Origin of the sequence: Streptomyces coryli (assembly GCF_011044975.1) — a bacterium.
In the GTDB taxonomy this organism is placed as follows: Bacteria; Actinomycetota; Actinomycetes; order Streptomycetales; family Streptomycetaceae; genus Streptomyces; species Streptomyces coryli.
The window spans coordinates 1-19,094 of record NZ_JAAKZV010000158.1 but is presented as its reverse complement, the minus strand read 5'-3'; the positions used below and the strand labels follow the sequence as shown (position 1 = coordinate 19,094).

18 protein-coding genes and 1 pseudogene are annotated in these 19,094 nt (G+C 70.0%); 7 read left to right on the top strand and 12 right to left on the bottom strand.

Going from position 1 to position 19,094, the window contains the following annotated elements:
• The 4 genes from G5C51_RS27950 to G5C51_RS27935 form a co-directional block, all read right to left on the bottom strand.
• A partial coding sequence (locus G5C51_RS27950) for a LuxR C-terminal-related transcriptional regulator (protein WP_165241010.1) occupies window positions 1-665 on the bottom strand: 665 nt, incomplete at its 3' end.
• Window positions 666-806: 141 nt separating this feature from the next.
• Window positions 807-2,141 (bottom strand): lysine N(6)-hydroxylase/L-ornithine N(5)-oxygenase family protein, encoded by a 1,335-nt coding sequence (locus G5C51_RS27945; protein ID WP_165241008.1) that lies wholly within the window; start codon window positions 2,139-2,141, stop codon window positions 807-809.
• Window positions 2,142-2,190: 49 nt separating this feature from the next.
• On the bottom strand, window positions 2,191-2,997 hold the full coding sequence (gene ddaH / locus G5C51_RS27940) for a dimethylargininase (RefSeq protein WP_165241014.1): 807 nt from the start codon (window positions 2,995-2,997) through the stop codon (window positions 2,191-2,193).
• 99 nt (window positions 2,998-3,096) lie between these two features.
• The gene (locus G5C51_RS27935; protein WP_165241006.1) at window positions 3,097-4,329 is read right to left on the bottom strand and encodes an arginine deiminase; all 1,233 of its coding nucleotides are present in this window, start codon (window positions 4,327-4,329) and stop codon (window positions 3,097-3,099) included.
• Window positions 4,330-4,549: 220 nt separating this feature from the next.
• Here G5C51_RS27935 and G5C51_RS27930 point away from each other — a divergent pair, with 220 nt between their 5' ends.
• The 3 genes from G5C51_RS27930 to G5C51_RS27920 all read left to right on the top strand — a co-directional run bounded on the left by G5C51_RS27930 (window position 4,550) and on the right by G5C51_RS27920 (window position 7,426).
• Window positions 4,550-5,194, top strand: coding sequence for an FMN-binding negative transcriptional regulator (locus G5C51_RS27930; RefSeq protein WP_165241004.1), 645 nt, complete (start codon window positions 4,550-4,552; stop codon window positions 5,192-5,194).
• A 268-nt stretch (window positions 5,195-5,462) separates the two neighbouring features.
• Window positions 5,463-6,368, top strand: a complete 906-nt coding sequence (locus tag G5C51_RS27925; protein ID WP_165241003.1) for a DUF4097 family beta strand repeat-containing protein — start codon at window positions 5,463-5,465, stop codon at window positions 6,366-6,368.
• A 191-nt stretch (window positions 6,369-6,559) separates the two neighbouring features.
• On the top strand, window positions 6,560-7,426 hold the full coding sequence (locus G5C51_RS27920; RefSeq protein WP_165241002.1) for a 4'-phosphopantetheinyl transferase family protein: 867 nt from the start codon (window positions 6,560-6,562) through the stop codon (window positions 7,424-7,426).
• 699 nt (window positions 7,427-8,125) lie between these two features.
• Here the strand turns inward: G5C51_RS27920 and G5C51_RS27915 are convergent.
• The 3 genes from G5C51_RS27915 to G5C51_RS27905 form a co-directional block, all read right to left on the bottom strand.
• Window positions 8,126-8,689, bottom strand: coding sequence for a hypothetical protein (locus tag G5C51_RS27915; RefSeq protein ID WP_165241001.1), 564 nt, complete (start codon window positions 8,687-8,689; stop codon window positions 8,126-8,128).
• A gap of 227 nt (window positions 8,690-8,916) precedes the next feature.
• The gene (locus G5C51_RS42600; RefSeq protein ID WP_206314401.1) at window positions 8,917-9,897 is read right to left on the bottom strand and encodes a ubiquitin family protein; all 981 of its coding nucleotides are present in this window, start codon (window positions 9,895-9,897) and stop codon (window positions 8,917-8,919) included.
• Between the two features lie 101 nt (window positions 9,898-9,998).
• On the bottom strand, window positions 9,999-10,088 hold the full coding sequence (locus G5C51_RS27905) for a K(+)-transporting ATPase subunit F (protein WP_165241000.1): 90 nt from the start codon (window positions 10,086-10,088) through the stop codon (window positions 9,999-10,001).
• Between the two features lie 251 nt (window positions 10,089-10,339).
• Here G5C51_RS27905 and G5C51_RS27900 point away from each other — a divergent pair, with 251 nt between their 5' ends.
• From G5C51_RS27900 to G5C51_RS27890, 3 genes are read left to right on the top strand one after another with little or no spacing between them, the layout of a single operon-like run.
• Complete coding sequence (locus G5C51_RS27900; protein WP_165240999.1) at window positions 10,340-11,599, top strand: cation:proton antiporter domain-containing protein; 1,260 nt, start codon at window positions 10,340-10,342, stop codon at window positions 11,597-11,599.
• On the top strand, window positions 11,586-12,044 hold the full coding sequence (locus tag G5C51_RS27895; protein ID WP_165240998.1) for a CBS domain-containing protein: 459 nt from the start codon (window positions 11,586-11,588) through the stop codon (window positions 12,042-12,044). The genes G5C51_RS27900 and G5C51_RS27895 overlap by 14 nt, the downstream gene beginning before the upstream one ends.
• Window positions 12,041-13,339, top strand: a complete 1,299-nt coding sequence (locus tag G5C51_RS27890; RefSeq protein WP_165240997.1) for an ArsB/NhaD family transporter — start codon at window positions 12,041-12,043, stop codon at window positions 13,337-13,339. The genes G5C51_RS27895 and G5C51_RS27890 overlap by 4 nt, the downstream gene beginning before the upstream one ends.
• Before the next feature lie 3 nt (window positions 13,340-13,342).
• On the opposite strand, the gene G5C51_RS27885 is transcribed toward G5C51_RS27890, so the two are convergent.
• Entirely contained in the window at window positions 13,343-14,062 is a 720-nt protein-coding gene (locus tag G5C51_RS27885) for a potassium channel family protein (RefSeq protein ID WP_206314399.1), read from the bottom strand.
• A gap of 3 nt (window positions 14,063-14,065) precedes the next feature.
• Window positions 14,066-15,439 carry a TrkH family potassium uptake protein gene (locus G5C51_RS27880; protein WP_338118320.1) on the bottom strand — a complete coding sequence of 458 codons (1,374 nt, stop codon included), beginning with the start codon at window positions 15,437-15,439 and terminating at the stop codon, window positions 14,066-14,068.
• Between the two features lie 455 nt (window positions 15,440-15,894).
• On the opposite strand from G5C51_RS27880, the gene G5C51_RS27875 reads away from it, so the two are divergent.
• Window positions 15,895-17,025, top strand: a complete 1,131-nt coding sequence (locus G5C51_RS27875) for a PucR family transcriptional regulator (RefSeq protein ID WP_165240995.1) — start codon at window positions 15,895-15,897, stop codon at window positions 17,023-17,025.
• 42 nt (window positions 17,026-17,067) lie between these two features.
• Here G5C51_RS27875 and G5C51_RS27870 read toward each other — a convergent pair whose 3' ends face one another.
• The 3 genes and pseudogenes from G5C51_RS27870 to G5C51_RS27860 all read right to left on the bottom strand — a co-directional run.
• Window positions 17,068-18,156, bottom strand: a complete 1,089-nt coding sequence (locus tag G5C51_RS27870; RefSeq protein ID WP_165240994.1) for an SPFH domain-containing protein — start codon at window positions 18,154-18,156, stop codon at window positions 17,068-17,070.
• Window positions 18,157-18,185: 29 nt separating this feature from the next.
• On the bottom strand, window positions 18,186-18,623 hold the full coding sequence (locus G5C51_RS27865; protein WP_165240993.1) for an NfeD family protein: 438 nt from the start codon (window positions 18,621-18,623) through the stop codon (window positions 18,186-18,188).
• Between the two features lie 238 nt (window positions 18,624-18,861).
• Window positions 18,862-19,083 (bottom strand): annotated as a pseudogene (locus G5C51_RS27860) (condensation domain-containing protein); the annotation flags it as partial.
• Window positions 19,084-19,094 lie beyond the last annotated feature (11 nt).

Here is a 19,094-nt window from a genome sequence, read left to right as displayed (position 1 = left end):
GGGCGGGTGGCCGGGTAGCGCAGCGCGGCCAGGACCCGGCGGTTGTCGTGCGCGGTGCAGGGGATGCCGAGCTTGTCGAAGACGGCGGCGACCCGCTTTTCCACCGTGCCCCGGGCGATGCACAGCTCCTTGGCGATCGCGCTGTTGGTACGGCCCCGCGCGATCAGCGCCAGCACCTCCAGCTCGCGCTCGCTGAGCTCGTCGATGCCGGACGCGGGCCCGGACTGTCCCGGCAGCGCGGTCGCGGCGGCCAGCGTGCCGACCACCCGCGGGTCGACGACGGTGCCGCCCGTGGCCACCCGCGTGAGGGAGTCGGTGAGTTCACCGGCGTCCATCATGCGGTCGTGCAGCAGATAGCCGAGCCCGGCGCCGTTCCCGGCGAAGAGCCGGGCGACATGATCCGTATCGGGAGACTGGGAGAAGATCAGCGCCCCCGTGCCCGGGCGTTGGCGGCGGGCGTCGAGGGCGGCCTCGATGCCCTCGTCGCTCCAGCTGGGTGCCAGCCGGACGTTGGCGATGAGGACATCGGGGCGGTGCGTGGAGATCAGGGCCGGCAGCACCCGGGCGTCGTGGACGGTGGCAACCAGCTCGTGGCCGTGGTCGCGGAGTACCTGGGCAAGACCCGCCCGTAATATCGCGGAGCCTTCGGCGACGGCAATACGCATCGTCGGTCACTTCCTCGGTCTGCCGGCCGCACGGCGGCCCTGGCCTCGCGGAGCGGTGCCCGCTCCGTCAACCGGGGCCGCCGTGCGGGCCGGCGGGGGTTTGGTGTCACTTGGTACGAAGGAGCGGCACCGGGGCGCCGCTCACACCTCGGCGGCTGCCGTTGCCATTTGCGTCTCGTGCCCGAGACGCCGCCGGATGACGGAGTCGGCGATCTCGCCGCTGCGCACGGCGATGTTCGACAGCAGCGCGGAGGTCAGGCCGTGGGTGTGCTCCGTGCCGCCCTGCAGATAGATGCCGCAGGGCAGGTCGGGCGTGGTGACCAGGCGCCAGTCGCGGGTCACCCGGTGCCGGCCGGAGGCGTCGCGCAGGCAGTAGCGGTCCAGGTCACCCAGCAGGGGGGCGGGGTCCAGCGGCGCGTAGCCGGTGGCGAAGACGATCGCGTCGACGCCGAGTTCCTGCGGCTGGGGGTTGTGCAGCGACCTCAGCAGCACCCGGGCCCGGCGGCCGCGGCGCTCCACGGCCTGCACCCGGGTCAGCCGGTGGTGGTGCAGCCGCTTGTCGCCGGTGACCAGCTCGTCGTACTGGATCTGGTGGAGCCCCTGGATGTCGGCCTCGTCCACCACGCCGTAGTTGGTGTTGCGGTGGTAGCGCCAGAACGCCTCGCGGGTGGCTTCGCCGCCGTAGTAGTAGTCGTCGATCGCCTCGGCGTCGAAGATCTGGTTGGCGAAGGGGGTGTCGTCGGAGATGCTGTAGCCGTAGGACGGCACGATCGCGTGCACCTGCGCGTGGGGCAGCCGGTCGTGGAAGAAGCGGGTGATCTCCGCGGCGCTCTGGCCGGCTCCGACCACCGCCACACTCCGCAGCTCGCCGGGGTCGGCCTGGTCGAAGCGGGTGAGGAATTCCGAGCTGTGCCAGACGTTCTCGCTGCGGGTGATGCCGTCCGGCATCGTGGGCTCCAGGCCGGTCGAGATCACCACGTTACGGGCCCCGACCTGGCGCGTGACACCGGTGGCGTGGTCCCGGACCTCCAGCTGCAGATGGCCGGGGCCCGACCGGTCGACGCCGGCGGGCAGCCGCACCCCGGTGACCGAGGAGCCGTAGCTGACCGCGCCCGACATCTGCGCGGCCGCCCACTCCAGGTACTGGTGGAACTCCCGGCGGGTGGGGAAGAGATCCTTCCGGTTGACGAAGTGGGCCAGCCGGTCGTGTGCGTGCAGGAACGCGATGAAGCTGAACCGCGAGGTCGGGTTGCGGAAGGTGACCAGGTCCTTCAGGAACGAGATCTGCATCGTCGCCGACGGCAGCAGCATCCCGCGGTGCCAGCCGAACGCCTGCTGCCGCTCGAAGAACGTCGAAGTGACCGGGTTGGACAGGACGTTGGCGTGGTGCTCCTCCAGTGAGATGGCGAGCGCCAGGTTGGACGGGCCGAAGCCGATGCCCACCACGTCGTAGGCGGCTTCCTCAGGTGAGTTCATTTTTGGTCTCCACTTGCAGGGCTGTGGAGGTGACGGGACGGGATGTCCGTCACCCGGTGACGAGGGCCGGGGTCCGATCCGGATGACGTATCTCGAGCGTGCAGCACTTCACGCTGCCGCCGGCTTTCAGCAGCTCGGACAGCTCGACGCCGACGGGTTCGAAGCCGCGGTCGCGCAGCTGCTTCGCCAGCGCCTCGGCGGCCTTGGGCAGAAAGACCCGCAGGCCGTCGGATACGGCGTTCAGGCCGAAGACCAGCGCGTCCTGCTCGTCGGCGAGGATCGCGTCGGGGTAGAGGGTGCGCAGCTTGGCGACGCTGTCCTCGGAGAACGCCCCCGGGTAGTACATGACCTCGGTGTCGGACAGTGCGGTGAGCGCGGTGTCCAGGTGGTAGAACCGCGGGTCGATCAGGGACAGCGAGTGCACCTGCCGGCCCAGCACCCGCGCCAGTTCGGCGTGGGCACGGAAGTCGGTACGGAAGCCGGTGGCGGCCAGCACGGTGTCGCCGACCACGGCGCAGTCGCCCTCGGCCTCGTTGAAGTACTCGGCGCTGTGGACCTCGGGGTAGCCGTGGTCGGTGAACCACCGCCGGTAGTGGTCGGCCTCCTGGCCGCGCTGCTCGTGCCGGAACCGGGCGACGAGCACGCGGTCGTCGACGACCGTGGCACCGTTCGCGGAGAAGACCATGTCCGGCAGGCCCGGTGCGGGCTCGATCAGGTCGACGGTGTGGCCGTACCACTGGTACAGGCTCCGCAGCTGTTCCCACTGTCTGATCGCCAGGGCCGGGTCGGTGGGTTTCCCGGGGGACATCCACGGGTTGATCGCATAGCTGACGTCGAAGTACGTCGGACGGCACATCAGATAGTGCCGGGCAGTGGCCCGTCGTCGGGCCGGCCTGGTGGACACGGCGGTGTCTCCTTAGGTTGTCGGGTGTGGCGGCGGATGGGGCGCCAGGCGTCAGGCGGCGTCCCGTTCGATGGGGCAGCTCATGCAGCGCGGGCCGCCGCGGCCCCGGCCGAGCTGGTCGCCCCGGATGGGCAGCACCTCGATGCCGTGGTCCTCGAGCATCCGGTTGCTGCTCTCGTTGATCTCGTAGGCGATGACCGTTCCGGGGGCGACGGCCAGCAGGTTGCAGCCGTCGTTCCACTGCTCGCGCCGGGCGCTGTAGTGGTCCTGCCGGGTCTGCAGGACACGGACGGCGTCCAGCTCGAGCGCCGCCGCGATCTGCGTGAAGAGGTCCGCGTTCTCGGTGATGTGCAGGTCCTGGCCGGTGCCCGGGGTCAGCGTCCAGCTGCGCAGCGCGGCGGGGTCCAGGGCCGAGAACAGGGTGAAGGCATCTCTGTCGACCATGGTCAGCACGGTGTCCAGATGCATCAGGGCCCGGGCCTTGGGCAGTTCGACGACGATGGCGCGCTGCGCGGAGCCGGCCGCGAACAGGCTCCGTACGAGATTCTCGACACCGGCGGGGGTGGTGCGCTCGCCGAGGCCGATCAGCACCGTGCCGGCTCCGAGTACGGCCACATCGCCGCCCTCGATGGCGGCCGGCGCCATGGCCTCGCCGTCGATCCAGCGGTGGAAGCGCTCCTCCGTGAACATGGGGTGGAAGTTGTAGATCGTCTCGTAGTTGACGGTCTCGCGGGTGCGCGCGGCCTTCATCATCGGGTTGATCGACAGGCCGTCGTAGATCCAGCAGCTGGTGTCGCGGGTGAACAGCGCGTTGGGCAGGGGCGCCAGGACGAACTCCTCGTCGGCCAGCAGCCGCAGGCCCAGCGAGCCGGTCCCCGGCTTCTCGCCCAGGGCTTCCAGGACCTCGCTCTTGCTCAGGCCGCCGAGCAGGTGCGCCGCGAGCTCGGACGGCCCCATCCCGGTCAGCAGCTTGCGGGTCTCCTGCGCCAGGGCGGCGCCCAGCTGGGGCTGGCGGTCGTCCAGCACCCGGTCGAGGACGAACGCGACGGCCTCCTCGTGCTTGACGGCCTCGGCCAGCAGGTCCTGCAGCAGGTGGACCGTTACGCCGCGGTCGCGCAGGAGTTGCTGGAAGGCGCGGTGCTCCTGCTGGGCGCGGGTGACCCAGACGACGTCGTCGAACAGCAGCTCGTCCTTGTTGCCGGGAGTCAGCCGCTCGAGGTCCAGCCCCGGCTCGTGCAGGATGACCTGCTTCAGCGCACCGACCTCGGATTTCACCTGGTACATCGACTCTCCTGCCGTCGCTCGGATGACGACCACTGACCGGCGGCCCGGGTGGAACCGCCCTGCCATCGAAGCTATGGAGCGGCATTTCCCTTTCGTTATCGGATCCTTTTCGGCGGCACCGCGAAAGCGGATCGATAGCGGACCAAAAAATGCGGCGGCTAAATTGTGGGCACCGATTAACGCCATTGCTTCCGCAGAATGTGAAAGGGGCCGTTGTCACATGTTCGTTCCCTCGCCTTACCGGGAGCCGGACGGCACCTGGATGGCCGATCTGGTCCGGGGTAACCCGTTGGCACTGATGGTGTCCAACGGCAGTGCGGACACCGGTCCGTACGCCACCCACCTGCCTGTCATCGCCGCCCCGCAGACCGGCGGCGCCTGGCCGCACGGTCTCGACGGCGCCACGCTGCTCGGCCACATGAACCGCGCCAACCCGCACTGGAAGGCGCTCAGCGAGACGGACATCAGCCTGCTGACCTTCACCGGGCCGCACGCCTATGTGTCGCCGACGGTGTACGGGACCACGCCGGCCGCTCCCACCTGGGACTTCACCTCGGTGCATGTGCGCGGCACGCTCGAGAAGATCGACACGGAGGAGGAGACGCTCGACGTGGTCCGCGCGACCGTGCGCTGCTTCGAGAAGGAATTCGGCGCCGACTGGGACATGACCGAGTCGCTGCCCTACTTCCGGAAGATCCTGCCGGCGGTCGGGGCTTTTCGCTTCACCGTGACCGGGGCGGAAGGCATGTTCAAGCTCAGCCAGGAGCAGGCGCCGGAGATCCGCGACCGGGTCAAGGCGTCATTCAGCGGCCGCGAATGCACCCGGCACCGCGCCACCGCAGAGCTGATGAGCCGGCTCCCGTAACCGCCCCAATAACCAGCTGATGTCCAATTGATAAGCCTCCCTCCTAACGTCGTGTGCACAGCACAGCACAGGACAACGTGAACGGAACACCAGGAGGGAGGCCCCGATGGAGAAGGTCCGGAACTCGTGCGCCGGGAGCTTTCCGGCATACGGACCGGGCGGGCGGACCGGCCGCCAGACCGCATCTGGCGGTCTGGCGGCCGCTTGCTGCCCGCCCCGGACCTGTCCTGCACGCCTCGCGCCGCCCGGCCTCCCCTGAGAGTTCGCCATGCCCGTATACGCCTTCGACACCCCCGAGCCCATCCACGCCGACATCCGTCTCGACGCCGGGCAGCTCCGCCTGATCGCGGGCGAAGTGGCGCGCACCGTCGTCGAGTTGCGTCCCGTTGACCGCCACGACCCGTGCGACGCGGCGACGGTCCGGCTCGCCCAGGTCACGTACGAGGACGGGAAGCTGGTGGTGTCCGCGCCGAGAGCGAGCGGCCACACCGGCGGGACCGGGGCGGTGTCCCTGGAGATCAGGCTGCCGGCCGGCTCCCATGTCCAGGCGGACGCCCTGGCTGCGGACTTGATCACCGAGAGCCGGCTGGGCGAATGCCGGCTGACCACCGACTGCGGTCATATCCAGGTGCATCAGGCCGGTTCCCTGCGCCTGTCGCAGGTGCTGGGGAACGCTTCCGTAGGACATGTGTCCGGCACCCTCACCGCGCACGCCGAGTGCGGCGACGTGACGATCCTGCACGCCGAGGGGACGGTGCACCTCAGCCGGACCCGGGGCAGCACCGTCATCGGTGAGGCGGGCGGCGACGTGTATGTGTACGCGGACAGCGGCGATCTGGCGATCGGCCGGGCGTATTCGGCTGTGGAAGCCAGGGCCGCGCAGGGGAACATCCTCATCGACGAAGCGGCCTGCGGGCCACTGGAGTTGGAGACCGCGTCCGGCCGGCTGGAGATCGGCCTTGCGGCCGGGGTCGGGGCGCGGCTCGATGTGGATTCCCAGGTCGGGACGGTGTACCGCTCGCTCGATCTGCTGGCCGGAGATGCCCTGGGCGCCGGCGCTGCCCCCGCGGCCGCCGGGCCCGGCGCGGTCGTCGCCGTGAAGGCCCACGCCATCGTGGGCGACATCGTGGTCCGCCGGGCGGGCACCGGCACCGGCGCAGGCGAGCGGAGCTGAACTGAACCATGAATCAGGTCCTTTGCGCTGGATATCAATCGGCTTCGATCCGCCAGGCGCGGCGGCAATGCCCGTCAGCGGGAGGGTTTTCCACCCCGGGAAAGGAGGATTCCCGGCTCCTGCGGGACCCCTTGCAGAGCGAAAACTCTAAGTACGGCAGACGGACTGCCGCACACGGAGGTGAAAACGCCATGACGCCGACTCCCACGGCCCTCGCGGCGCCCGCAGCGAGCAAGGACGCCGAGACGCCCCACGCCGCTACGGACCAGGCCGAGTGCCGCATCTGGGCCCTGGCCCCGCTGTCCGACCCCACGGCCTACTTCGGCCTTCTGGACGGCCGGGAACGCGGGCGCTGCGAGAGCTTCACCCGCGAGGTGGACCTGTCCCGCTACGTCACCGGCCGGGTGCTGGCCAAGACGGCGCTGGCGCACATGTGCGGCGCCCGGCCGGAGGACATCCGGCTCTACGCCAAGTGCCCCGGCTGCGGCGGCCCGCACGGCAAGCCGCAGGTTCTGGGGGCGGCCGAGGGCTGGGAGCTGTCCATCACGCACTCGGGCGATGTTGTGGCGGTGGCGCTCGCCGAGGGCCGGCCGGTGGGCCTGGACGTAGAGCAGTACGTGCCGCGGGCCGGCGCCGGGATCGCCGAGGAGTTCGCGCTGGTACTCACCGCCGCCGAGCGGGCGTCGGTGGAACGGCTGCCGCTTCAGGACCGGGAGCGGGCGTGCCTGACGTACTGGGCACGCAAGGAGGCCGTCCTCAAGGCCACGGGCGAGGGCCTCAACACCCCGATGACCGACTTCACCCTCTCGGCACCGGACGCGCCGGCGGCTCTTCTCGGCTGGCACCCGTCGTACGGTGACGGCCGCCCGGTACCCGCGATGGCCGATGTCGCGCTGGCAGAGGGCTATCACTCCGCGGTGGCCGTGCTGAATGCCCGTACGGTCCTGCCGTCCGTCGAGGACAGCGCACAGCTGATGACAGGCGGCCGGGCCCGGGGCCACCCGTCCTGGGCGGGTGCCGGGTCGCGGACGGATCACCCCTGGGGAGCCGCGCGATGACCGGGCTGGGCACGACGACGAGCGGGCGCCGGCAAGCGCGAGATCCGCCTACCCGCGGCTGATCCGCCCCCACCCGGCAGCCAGCAGACGACCAAAAGGGGCCGAACATGCCCCACAACCGCGGAGACGACCGGGCCACAGCCCACCACCTCCCGCACCCAGGAACCGATCCCGACCGGACCGGAACCGCCCCCGGCGGATGCGCCACCGCGCCAACCCGCGCAGCCGCATCCGCCGGACAAGACCCCTCCAACTAGAACGACCCGGCAGAACATGCCCCACGACCGCGGAAGCAACCGGGCAACGCCCACCAGCACAGCCCACAAGCTCCCGCACCCAGGAACCGGCCCCGACCGGACCGGAACCGCCCCCGGCGGATGCGCCACCGCGCCAACCCACGCAGGCGCATCCGCCGGACAAGAACCCCACGAGACACAACGCCCAGGGGCCGAACATGCCCCACCCCCGCGGAGACGCCTGGGCCACAGCCCACCACCTCCCGCACCCAGGAACCGATCCCGACCGGACCGGAACCACCCCCGGCGGATGCGCCACCGCGCCAACCCACGCAGCCGCATCCGCCGGACAAAAACCCCGCCGAACACAACGCCCCAGCAGCCCAGGCCCCGCCACCGAGGCGCGGGCCACTTTTGCATGTGGACGCGCGGCTGAACCGGTCAACAGCCAGGGCAAGTTCGCCTAACCTTCATGCCTGAAGCGCGGCAAGGGCTCGTCAGTGAGCCCCCGCCAACTCGCGTTGGGAACGTCCGGCCTGGTAGCAACTGATCCGCTGCGCCAGTTGATGAGTGTCCCAACCACGGTTTCGATGTAGTCGAGCATCTCGCGAACCATCGCGTCGGTGTCGACGCCAGCTGTATCCCCCGGATCCGAGGAATCCTGCTTTCGCATGACCCCGAGGGCTTCGAACACCAAGTTGTAGGTATCAGCGACAGTCATGCGGAGTTTGGGCTCAGAAAGCGCTGAAAACCGCACGATGCACATATCCCCGAATGTGTCCGCTGCCTGCCATAACGTTCGCCAGTCACCGCGAGGCTGCCGCCACGGTTGCGGATTGAACGCGGCGTGGAGTTCGAGCAGCCCGGCGGCAAGGTCCTCAGCAGCTCCGAACGCCAACTGTTCACGTGCGGATTTCCGCTCGTGCCATCTCGTTCCGTAGAACGTGCCGACGGCGAGCGTGCCAGACAGCATTGAACCCAGCAGCGCGGAGCCACTGCCGTCCCAGAAGCCATCTGCAAGATTCACATCTTCCGCCGCAGCCCTTCTCGAACTCGAGCGGCGGCAGATTACGGGGCACGTAGCCGCCGGAGGGATCACGCGTAACGATGCTCCATGCTCCCAGTGGGCGGCCATGAACGATAGAGATTACTTCTCAATTGTTCACGCGGGGGCGGCGGCCTCCGGCGGTCGCGACCGGGCTCTGCAGGCGGCGACCGCCGGTGCTATTCAGGCCGCATGGCGGCGGGCCGTCGTCAGAGGCGCAGTACCAGATGCAGCGTGCTTTCCTTCTGGATGTTGTAGTCGGCCAGGGTGCGGCCGTCCTCCAGTTGCTTGCCCGCGAAGATCAGGCGCTGCTGGTCCGGCGGGATGCCTTCCTTGTCCTGGATCTTCGACTTGACGCTCTCGATCGAGTCGCTCGGCTCGACCTCGAGGGTGATGGTCTTGCCGGTCAGGGTCTTCACGAAGATCTGCATGTCGGGCGCGATCTCGTACGACTCGGCGCCGTCGAAGCCCTGCCGCCGCTCGCCGATGCGGATGTCCGCGGACACCTCCGGCGTCTCGCCCCCGGCGCTCTTCAGCTGCACCCGGAGGCTGCTGCCGCGCACATACGGTGCGCCGTCCGCGGGGCGGACCACGCCGATGCCGTTGGCGGTGATCGTCCCCTCCACGGGCACGTTCACGGTCCCGCCCTCGACCTTTACGGGCGCTTCGCCGCTGAACTTGGTCTGCCAGTTGTGCGGGATCGGCGCCTCGGGCAGCGGCACGAGTTCGCCGGCGACCCGGAGATAGTCGATCCGGGTGGAGTTGTGGCACTTCACGTGGTCGGCGGACTGGCCGTACGCGCAGGCCAGCGCGCCGTCCACGGTCTGCGCGGTGACCAGGTCGGAGAGCACGCTCGCGAACCCGATGTGCGAGGTGGCCGAGGCCTCCACCTCCCGGTCGTCGGTGGCCCGCCACACCGACGTGGTGCCGGCGGTGTCGCTCAGCCCGACCACGTTCTCCACGGTGTCGAAGCCGACCGGGACCGCGGGCTGCTCCGTGGTCTGCTCGAAGCGGCCGTCCTGGTTGTTCTGCGCCTCGCAGTCGATGGTGTAGGTGTCCGCACCGACGGTGATCGTGCCGTTCGCGCCGCACACCTGGTTGTGCTCCGCATCCGGGGTGTCGGCCATCGCGGGGGAGCCGGACATCAGGGCCACCGACCCGGCGAGGGCCAGCCACATGTGTCTGTTCATGTCTGGTACGAGTACCAAGGCGATCGCCGCCCCGTACGACGCCACACGCCCTCGCGCTGCATTGGTGAACGATGAACAACCTGTCTGGTCGAACAGCGGGATCAGAACCGGTCCGGGTACTTGCGCGCGAGCAGCAGATAGCCGACGAGGCAGCCAGCGATGATCAAGCCGATGATGGTCCCTGCCGTCATGCGCGCCCGCCCCTCGTGCGTGAACGACCGGCTGGATACCGGCAGTCGTCCCGGTGAGTGTGCCCGCTCCGCGGGCCGGCGGACCAGAGCCTGACGCTTGCCGGGTTCCGGCAACCACCCCGACACCCCGATGCGCGTTAACGATCTGTCAAGGGCGCATCAGGATGGGGTAAGGTCCCGCACGGTGTGCCGGGAAGCCTGGTCGGCGAACAGGGGATAGATCCCTTCAGTTCCGATCGGGGGCGTTCACGGTGGTCCTGGTATTTGTCTTCGGGGTGGCACTGCTCGTGGCGGTGCTGCTGTCCGGACTGGCCGCTCGTACGGTGCTCTCCACCTCCTTCCTCTTCCTGGTGGGCGGAGCCCTCGTCAGTGACGGCTTCCTCGGGCTGATCCACATCACGCCGGACAGCGACGTGGTGCGCGTGACGGCCGATCTGGCGCTGTTCGCGGTGCTCTTCACCGACGGCATGCACGTCTCCTTCGGCGAGCTGAAGAAGGCCTGGCGGGTCCCGGCACGGGCGCTGGGGCTCGGCATGCCGCTGTCGTTCATCGGGGTGGCGCTGCTGACGCACTACCTGGTCGGGCTCGACTGGACGACGTCGTTCCTGGTGGGGGCGGTGCTGGCGCCGACCGACCCGGTGTTCGCCTCTGCGCTCGTCGGGCGCAAGGAAGTCCCGGCCCGGCTACGCCAACTCCTGAACGTGGAGAGCGGGATCAACGACGGCCTCGCCCTACCGGTGGTGCTGCTGCTGATCGCGGCCGCCGGCCCGGCGGCCGGGCACGCGGAGCCGTCGGTGTCGAAGATCGTGCTGGAGCTGGTCCTCGGACTCGTCCTCGGCATCGTGCTGCCGCTCGTGGTCGCCTGGCTGGTGCGGCTGCCGCTGCTCGGCGCGGAGGCGAAGCTGCAGCCGCTGCTGCCGCTGGCCACGGGCGTCGTCCTGTACGGGGCCTGCCACCTGACGCACGCCAACCCCTACCTCGCGGCGTTCTCCGCGGGCGCGGTGCTGTCCTCCGTATCGGCCGAGTCCTGCCGCGCCTTCGGGCCGCTGGGCGAGTCCCTCGCGGAGCTGGCGAAGTTCGCGGCACTGCTGGTCTTCGGGGCGCTGCTGACGCCGCAGCTCTTCGGTGACCTGTCCATCGGCGGCTACGTGGCCGTCGTGCTGGCGATCGTGCTGATCCGGCCCGCCTCGCTGCTGATCTCGCTGCTGGGCACGCGCTTCGAGCGGCGGGAGAAGCTTGCGGCAGCCTGGTTCGGGCCGAAAGGGTTCGCTTCGGTGGTGTACGGGCTGCTGGTGCTGCAGTCCGGGATTCCGCAGGCGGAGGATGCGTACACGCTGATCGCCGTGTGCATCGCCTTCTCGATCGTGGCGCACTCGTCCACCGACGTCCCGGTGGCGCGGCTCTTCCATGTCGAGGAGTTCGCCTCGTCCAGTGACGAGGACAGTGGGGGCGAGAAGGCCGGCGCCGCCGGCGTACCCGACCAGAAGGGAGCCAGCCGTGCGCGCACGTGAAATGGCCCAGGACTATCCGACCGTACGCACCGATGACGAGGCCCTCGGCGCGGCCCGGTTGATGGCCGAGCAGAAGCTGCCAGGGCTGCTGGTGACCGAAGACGACGGCGAGCCGGCCGCGATCCTGCCCGCCTCGCAGCTGGTACGGGCGCTGGTGCCCGGCTACGTACTGGAGGATCCCACCCTGGCCGCGGTGATCGACGAGGCGCACGCCGACCGGCTCTGCCAGGCACTCGCCGGCCGCACGGTCGGCGAGTGCCTGCCGCCGAAGGCCGGGCCGCCGCCGGTCGCCGCGCCCGACGACACCGCGGTGGAGGTGGCCGCGCTGATGGCATCGGCGCGCAGCCCGCTCGTCGCGGTCGTCGACCGGGACGGCGGCGTGCCGCGGCTGCTCGGCGTCATCACCGCCTCCCACCTGCTGAACCGACTGCTCGGAGTGAAATGAACGACTGGCATTCCTGGGCGGCCCTGGCCGTCTTCGTCGGCACCTACACCCTGATCATCAGCGAGAAGATCCACCGGGTGGCGGCCGCCCTCGGCGGCGCCGCGCTGATGCTCGCGATCGGGGCCACGGACGACAAGTCGGCGTTCTACTCCGAGCACGCCGGCATCGACTGGAACGTCATCTTCCTGCTGCTGGGCATGATGATGATCGTCGGGGTGCTGAAGCAGACCGGCATGTTCGAGTACCTGGCGATCTGGGCGGTCAAGCGGGCCCGGGCGCAGCCGTTCCGGGTGATGGTGATGCTGATCGTCATCACCGCCTGCGCCTCCGCGCTGCTCGACAACGTCACCACCGTGCTGCTGATCGCCCCGGTCACGCTGCTGGTGTGCGAGCGCCTCGGCCTGCCCGCCGCCCCGTTCCTGATCGCCGAGGTACTGGCGTCCAATATCGGCGGCACCGCGACCCTGGTCGGCGACCCGCCGAACATCATCATCGCCAGCCGGGCAGGCCTGTCCTTCAATGCCTTCCTCGTCCATCTCGCGCCGCTGTGCGCGCTGTTGATTGTGGTGTTGATCGCGCTGTGCCGGGTGATGTTCCGCAAGACCTTCGTCTACGACGAGGGCCGGGCCGAGGAGATCATGGCCCTGGAGGAGCGCGAGGCGATCCGCGACCCGCGACTGATGACCCAGGGGCTGATCGTGCTCGCCCTGGTGGTGGCCGGGTTCGTGCTGCACCCGGTGCTGCATTACGAGCCGTCGGTGGTCGCGTTGCTGGGCGCGGGGCTGCTGGTCGCCATCTCCACGGCGGAGACGGGCGATGTGCTGAAGGAGGTCGAGTGGCCGACCCTCGCCTTCTTCGCCGGCCTGTTCATCATGATCGGCGGGCTGATCGAGACCGGCGTCATCGGCGAGATCTCCAAGAGCCTCGCGAACGCCATCGGCGACAACGAACTCGGCGGCTCGATGCTGCTGCTGGGCGCCTCCGCCGTACTGTCGGGGATCGTCGACAACATCCCGTACGTGGCGACGATGGCGCCGATCACCGCCGACCTGGTCGAGAACATCGGCGGCGGCAGCGACCACGTCATGTGGTGGGCCCTCGCGCTCGGCGCCGACCTGGGCGGCAACGCCACCGCGATCGGCGCCTCCGCCAACGTCGTCGTCCTCGGCATCGCCGAACGCAACCGCCAGCCCATCACCTTCTGGCAGTTCACCCGCTACGGCCTGATCGTCACCGCGGTCACCGTCGCCATCTCGGCCCTGTACATCTGGCTGCGCTATTTCGCCCTGGCCTGACGCTCAGGTCAGCTCCGCGAAGGCCTCCACGTCGTGGGTGCGGCCGGTGACGATGATGACGTCGCCCTTCTCTATGACGGTTTCCGCGGTGGCGTACGTGAAGTCCTGGCCGGGGCGCTTGATGCCGACCACCGTGATGCCGTGGTGGCTGCGGACCCGGCTCTCGCCGAGGGGGATGCCGGTGGCGGATTCCGGGGCGACGGTTTTGACCAGGGCGTAGTCGTCGTCGAACTCGATGAAGTCGAGCATCCGGCCGGTGACCAGGTGGGCGACGCGCTCGCCCATCTCGTGCTCCGGCAGGATCACATGGTGGGCGCCGAGCCGCTCCAGGATCTGGCCGTGCTGACGGCTGATCGCCTTGGCCCAGATGTTGGGCACCTCCACCTCGAGGAGGTTGGAGGCGACCAGGATCGACGCCTGGATGTCGGTGCCGATGCCGACCACGACGTGCGTGAAGTCGGGCACGCCCAACTGCTCCAGGGCCTGCGGGTCGGTGCAGTCGGCGACCACGGCGTGGGTGAGGTGGTCGCTGTACTTCTGGATCAGCCGGGGGTCGGTGTCGATGCCGAGCACGTCCCAGTCGCGGCGCATCAGCTCCAGCGCGAGCGAGCCGCCGAAGCGGCCCAGGCCGATGACGGCGATCCGGTCGTCGCCGGTCTGGCGGACGCCGGTGGCGAGCTGCTTGCGGCGGCGCCGGCGCAGTTGGTGCAGATAGGTGTTCATGCCTCATCCAATGACGGGTCGCTCTTCGGGAAGCTCGTAGCGGCGGGTCCGCTCGCGCAGCGCGAGCGCCGACACCAGGGTGACCGGGCCGAGCCGGCCGATGAACATCAACAGGATCAGGACGACCTGGCCGAACGCCGGGATGTCCGCGGTGATGCCGGTGGACAGGCCGACCGTACCGAAGGCCGAGACGGTCTCGAACAGCACCGCCTCGAAGGGCTCGTCGGTCAGCGTCAGCAGCACGATCGTGGCCGCGATCACCAGGCCGACGCCGAGCAGCGCCACCGTGAGCGCCTGGCGCAGCACCGCGGGAGCTATCCGCCGCCCCATGGTCTGGGCGGCGGGCTCGCCGCGCACCTCCGCCAGGATGGCGACGCCGAGGACGGCGAAGGTGGTGACCTTGATGCCGCCCGCGGTGCCGGCGCTGCCGCCGCCGATGAACATCAGCACGCAGGTCACCAGCAGGGTGGCCGGCTGCAGCGCGCCGACGTCGATCGCGTTGAAGCCGGCGGTGCGGGTCATCACCGAGTGGAAGAAGCCGTTCAGCAGCTTCTCCCCGGTGTGCATCGGGCCGAGGGTGTCGCCGTTGGTCCACTCCAGCGCACAGGTCAGCACCGATCCCGCGGCCAGCAGCAGCACCGTGACCAGGAGCGTCAGCCTGGTGTGCAGCGACCACTTGCGGCGGCCCGTGGTGCGGCGGCGGTGGCGGTGGCGCAGCACCTCCAGGAGTACGGGGAAGCCCAGGCCGCCGAAGATGACGGCGGCGGCGATGGGCAGCATCACCCAGGGGTCGGAGGAGTAGCCGGTGAGGCTGTCGAAGTGCAGGCCGAACCCGGCGTTGTTGAAGGCCGATACGGCGTGGAAGAAGCCGGAGTAAGCGGACTGGCCGACGGCATGGTCGTAGCCGAAGCGGAACCGCAGCGCGAGCAGCGCCGCCACCGAGAGCTCCACGATGAGGGTGGTCCCGGCGACGCCGAGCAGCACCCGGCGCACGTCCCCGAGCCCCAGCGACTTCGTCTCGGCCTGCGCGGTCAGCTGCATCCGCAGCCGCAGCTTGCCGGAGACCAGCAGCGCCAGCAGCGACGCCAGCGTCATGATCCCGAAGCCGCCGACCTGGATGAGCGCCAGGATCACGCCCTCGCCGAAGGTGCTCCAGTGGGTGCCGGTGTCCACCACGGCCAGGCCGGTCACGCACACCGCGGAGGTCGAGGTGAACAGCGCCGGGATCAGTCCGGTCGCCGACCGGTCCTCCGCCGCGATGGGCAGCGACAGCAGCAGCGTGCCGAGCAGGATGACGAAGCCGAAGGCGATGGCGACGAGCCGGGCCGGGTGCGCGGTCAGCAGCGCGTGCCACGTGCTGCGCAGACGTGACGGCACGGTGCGGCTCTCCCTCGTCCCGGAAGTGGTGTTACGACCGCGCCAGCATCCCGGCAGGGCCCCGTAAAGATCCACCCCGACACCCCAACTGTGACCTACCTGGCCACGATGGCGTGCCGTCATACCGCCGTCAGCAGGACATCAGGAATGCGTAAAGACTGCCGGGTTCAGGAAATGAACGCACCGTGTCCTGCCTGCCATTATCTGGTCAGCGGCGCACCACGGCGCCGGCGTCGGTATCGACGCCGCGGGGGATCGGCGGGCCGCCCGCCTGGCTTACGGGGGTAGTCGGGCCGGCGGCCGCGCTGACGGCGGGCCGGTGCGCCGCCGGCGCAGGCTCTCGCGGCTGGCCGCGGGCACCGCCCCCTGAGCTACGCTGTCGCCACCTTTCCGGGACCCGGCAGCCTGCGGCCCTCCTGGTTGGGGTGATTCCGGAAACCAGGGGGTTCGGGGGCATGGCGAAGGCATTCGGCGCGGAGATACCGGCGCAGTTCGTCGCGGAGTATCCGCAGCTGCTGGCCGAGGTCTCGGCGACCGGCCGGCTGCCCCGCCGCGAGGAGCTCGAGGCGCTGCGCGACCTGGGGGAGAAGGCGGGCGAATCCGGGCACGGGCTGCGTGAGCTGATCGGCCTGTACGTCGCCGAGACCCGGCGGCTGTGGAGCGAGCTGCCCGGCGTGGCGAAGGCCGCGGGGGCGGTGGAGCGGGCCCGTACCGGCGACGCGGTGCTGGCCGCGCTGGAAGCCGCGGTGGCCGCGCTCGGCGAGGGGCACGAGCGGGCACAGCGGCTGGCCGTGCGGCAGGCGGAGGCGGAGCGGCGCGAGTTCATCGACGACCTGCTCTACGGGCGCAGCGACCTCGGCCGGCTGGCCGAGCGCGCCGAGCGCTTCGGCCTGCGCCTGGCCCGCGCGCACGCGGTGGCGGTGGCCTGCGGCGGCCCGGACGCCGACGGCGGCGGCTACGACGACGTGCACCCGCTGGTGCGGCGGATCGAACGCGAACTCCTCGCCCGCTTCGGCGAGCGCGACGTGCTGCTGACCACCAAGGACGGCCGCCTCGTCTGCGTCGCCCCGGCCGACGAACAGCCGGTCCTCGACGCCTTCGCCGCCCTCGCCGAGCGCCCCGGCCCCGGCCACACCGGCGCCCGCCGGATCGCCCTGGGCCGCGAGCACAGCGGTCCCGGCGGGGTGGTGCGCAGCTACGAGGAAGCCCTCGGCGCCCTCGACATCGCCGAAGGCCTGGACGTGCCCGCCCGCCGCCTCAACGCCGCCGACCTGCTGGTCTTCCCGGTCCTGCTGCGCGACCGCGCGGCGATGGCGGATCTCGTACGGACCGTCCTCGGCCCGCTGTCCGACACCCGCGGCGGCGCCGAACCGCTCTTGGACACCCTGCACGCCTGCGCCGCGGCGGGCTACGTCAACGCCGAAGCCGCCCGCCGCCTGAACATCAGCGTCCGCACCCTGACGTACCGCCTGGCCCGCATCAAGACCCTCACCGGCTACGACCTCTCCGACGGCCTGCACCGCTACACCCTGGAGACCGCGGCCATGGGCGCCCGCCTCCTCGGCTGGCCCGAAGCGGAGGTGTAGCAGAGGCGTAGGGGCCAGGTGAGGTGTACGGGCCAGGTGCGCTCAGTCGTCCGGCTTCTCGTCCGGGTCCGGCACTTGAGTCGAACTCGCGGCCTCGGCCTCCGCCTTGGCGTCGCTCACCACGGCGTCGGCCTGCTTGGCGGCCTCGATGGCGGCCGCGGCGGCGTCGAGCGTGAGCGGCGAGGCGGCCTCGAGCTGCGGGGTCTCCGCGTTGTCGGGCTTCTCTGCCTCCGTTTGCGCTTGGCTGGGGAGCCCCATCTTTGACTGGTCGCCGAATGCGGTGGTGACGGTGCGGACCGCCTCGGTCAGCTCGCCGGGGATCACCCAGAAGGTGTTGTTGTCGCTGCTCGCCAAGTGCGGCAGCGTTTCGAGGTACTTGTAGGCCAGCACCTTCGGGTCGGCGTTGTTGCGATGGACGGCCTGGAAGACCCGCTCCACCGCCTTGGCCTCGCCGTCCGCCCGCAGGATCATGGCCTGCTGGGTGCCCTGGGCCTCCAGGATGTCCTTCTGCTTCGTGCCCTCCGCGGTGAGGATCTTGGCCTGCCGCTCGCCCTCGGCACGCAGGATGGTCGCGCGCTTGTCGCGCTCGGCGCGCATCTGCTTCTCCATCGCCTCTTTGATGGTGTGCGGCGGGTCGATGGCCTTGATCTCGACGCGGTTGACGCGGATGCCCCACTTGCCGGTGGCCTCGTCGAGGACGGTGCGCAGCCGGGCGTTGATCTCCTCGCGGGAGGTGAGGGTGCCCTCCAGATCCATGCTGCCGATGACATTGCGCAGCGTGGTCACGGTGAGCTGGTCGATCGCCTGCAGGTAGTCGGCGACCTCGTAGGCCGCCGCCCGCGGGTCGGTGACCTGGTAGTAGAGCACGGTGTCGATGTTCACCACGAGGTTGTCCTCGGTGATCACCGGCTTGGGGTCGGAGGAGTACACCTGCTCGCGCACGTCGAGTTTGGTATTGATGCGGTCCGCCACCGGCAGCACGAAGTTCAGTCCTGGCTGCAGGGTGCGGCGATAGCGGCCGAACCGCTCGATGTTGTAGCGGCGCGCCTGCGGGACGATCCGTACCGTGGCGGCCACGAAGAAGATGACGACGATCGCCGCGATCAGAATCGGGATGAGAACCGGATCCACGCTTCCTCCATCGGTACGGGTTCAGCCGTTCAGGGCAGGAGTTCGCGGGGGTACACGATGGCCGTGGCGCCTTCGATCTCCATGACGTCGACCAGCGCTCCCACCGGGATCACCTGGCTTTCGTCGAGGGTGCGTGCGGACCAGTGCTCGCCGGAGAGCTTGATCAGCCCGCGGGTGGCGGTGACCTCCTGCAGCACCTCGGCCCGCTTGCCGATCAGCGCGTCGCTGCCGTCGCGGACGAGGGGCGCCTGGTTCATCTGCCGCAGCGCGAGCGGACGGCCGATGACCAGGCCGGCGGCCGCTGCCGCCGCGAAGGCGATCAGCTGCCCGAGGAGGCCGACGCCGATGCCGGAGACCACGGCGGCCACCAGAGCGGCGCCCGCCAGCAGTCCGAAGACCAGCGTCAGGGTGAAGAATTCCGCGGCACCGAGCGCCGCGGCGGCGAGCAGCCAGAGGAACCACGGCATCGCATCGGCCTCCCCTCAGGGGTGCATGACCACCAAACTAACTCCCGGATCGGCGGCCGGAACAGACGTCGCACACCGCCTATGAGTGGCTGACGTCGAGGCCGTAGATGTGCACCTCCCCGTAGTTGCTGTCACTGCACGGCGCGGACTTCATCTGGCCGGCGAGGAGCTCCGGTACGAGATCACCGAGACAATGCCGGCGACCACTGCCTGACCTCGTGCGGGTCACTCGCCACCGGACCGGGCCCGGGATGTCGAAGGCGGTGCCGAGCCAGGTCGGCAGGAACAGGCCGTCGTCGCGCACCGACCTGACCGTCCGCAGGTGCGACTCCTGGATGTACGCCGGTGGCCGCGAGTCCTCCGGCAAGTCCGACGCCAGCGCGACGGTGGCCGGACTGAGTGTCCACTCGACGAGTCGTCCGGGCCGGACTTCGCAGCGCTGGATGTCGGTCATTCGCACGGGGGGGGGGG

Excerpts from the sequence above, each read along its gene's own strand:
- G5C51_RS27875 (WP_165240995.1), top strand. The coding sequence starts at position 15,895 with ATGGCGAAGGCATTCGGCGCGGAGATACCGGCGCAGTTCGTCGCGGAG.
- G5C51_RS27905 (WP_165241000.1), bottom strand. The coding sequence starts at position 10,088 with ATGACGGCAGGGACCATCATCGGCTTGATCATCGCTGGCTGCCTCGTC.
- G5C51_RS42600 (WP_206314401.1), bottom strand. The coding sequence starts at position 9,897 with ATGAACAGACACATGTGGCTGGCCCTCGCCGGGTCGGTGGCCCTGATG.
- G5C51_RS27925 (WP_165241003.1), top strand. The coding sequence starts at position 5,463 with ATGCCCGTATACGCCTTCGACACCCCCGAGCCCATCCACGCCGACATC.
- G5C51_RS27930 (WP_165241004.1), top strand. The coding sequence starts at position 4,550 with ATGTTCGTTCCCTCGCCTTACCGGGAGCCGGACGGCACCTGGATGGCC.
- G5C51_RS27865 (WP_165240993.1), bottom strand. The coding sequence starts at position 18,623 with ATGCCGTGGTTCCTCTGGCTGCTCGCCGCCGCGGCGCTCGGTGCCGCG.
- G5C51_RS27890 (WP_165240997.1), top strand. The coding sequence starts at position 12,041 with ATGAACGACTGGCATTCCTGGGCGGCCCTGGCCGTCTTCGTCGGCACC.
- G5C51_RS27945 (WP_165241008.1), bottom strand. The coding sequence starts at position 2,141 with ATGAACTCACCTGAGGAAGCCGCCTACGACGTGGTGGGCATCGGCTTC.
- G5C51_RS27920 (WP_165241002.1), top strand. The coding sequence starts at position 6,560 with ATGACGCCGACTCCCACGGCCCTCGCGGCGCCCGCAGCGAGCAAGGAC.
- G5C51_RS27935 (WP_165241006.1), bottom strand. The coding sequence starts at position 4,329 with ATGTACCAGGTGAAATCCGAGGTCGGTGCGCTGAAGCAGGTCATCCTG.
- G5C51_RS27885 (WP_206314399.1), bottom strand. The coding sequence starts at position 14,062 with ATGAACACCTATCTGCACCAACTGCGCCGGCGCCGCCGCAAGCAGCTC.
- ddaH (WP_165241014.1), bottom strand. The coding sequence starts at position 2,997 with ATGTGCCGTCCGACGTACTTCGACGTCAGCTATGCGATCAACCCGTGG.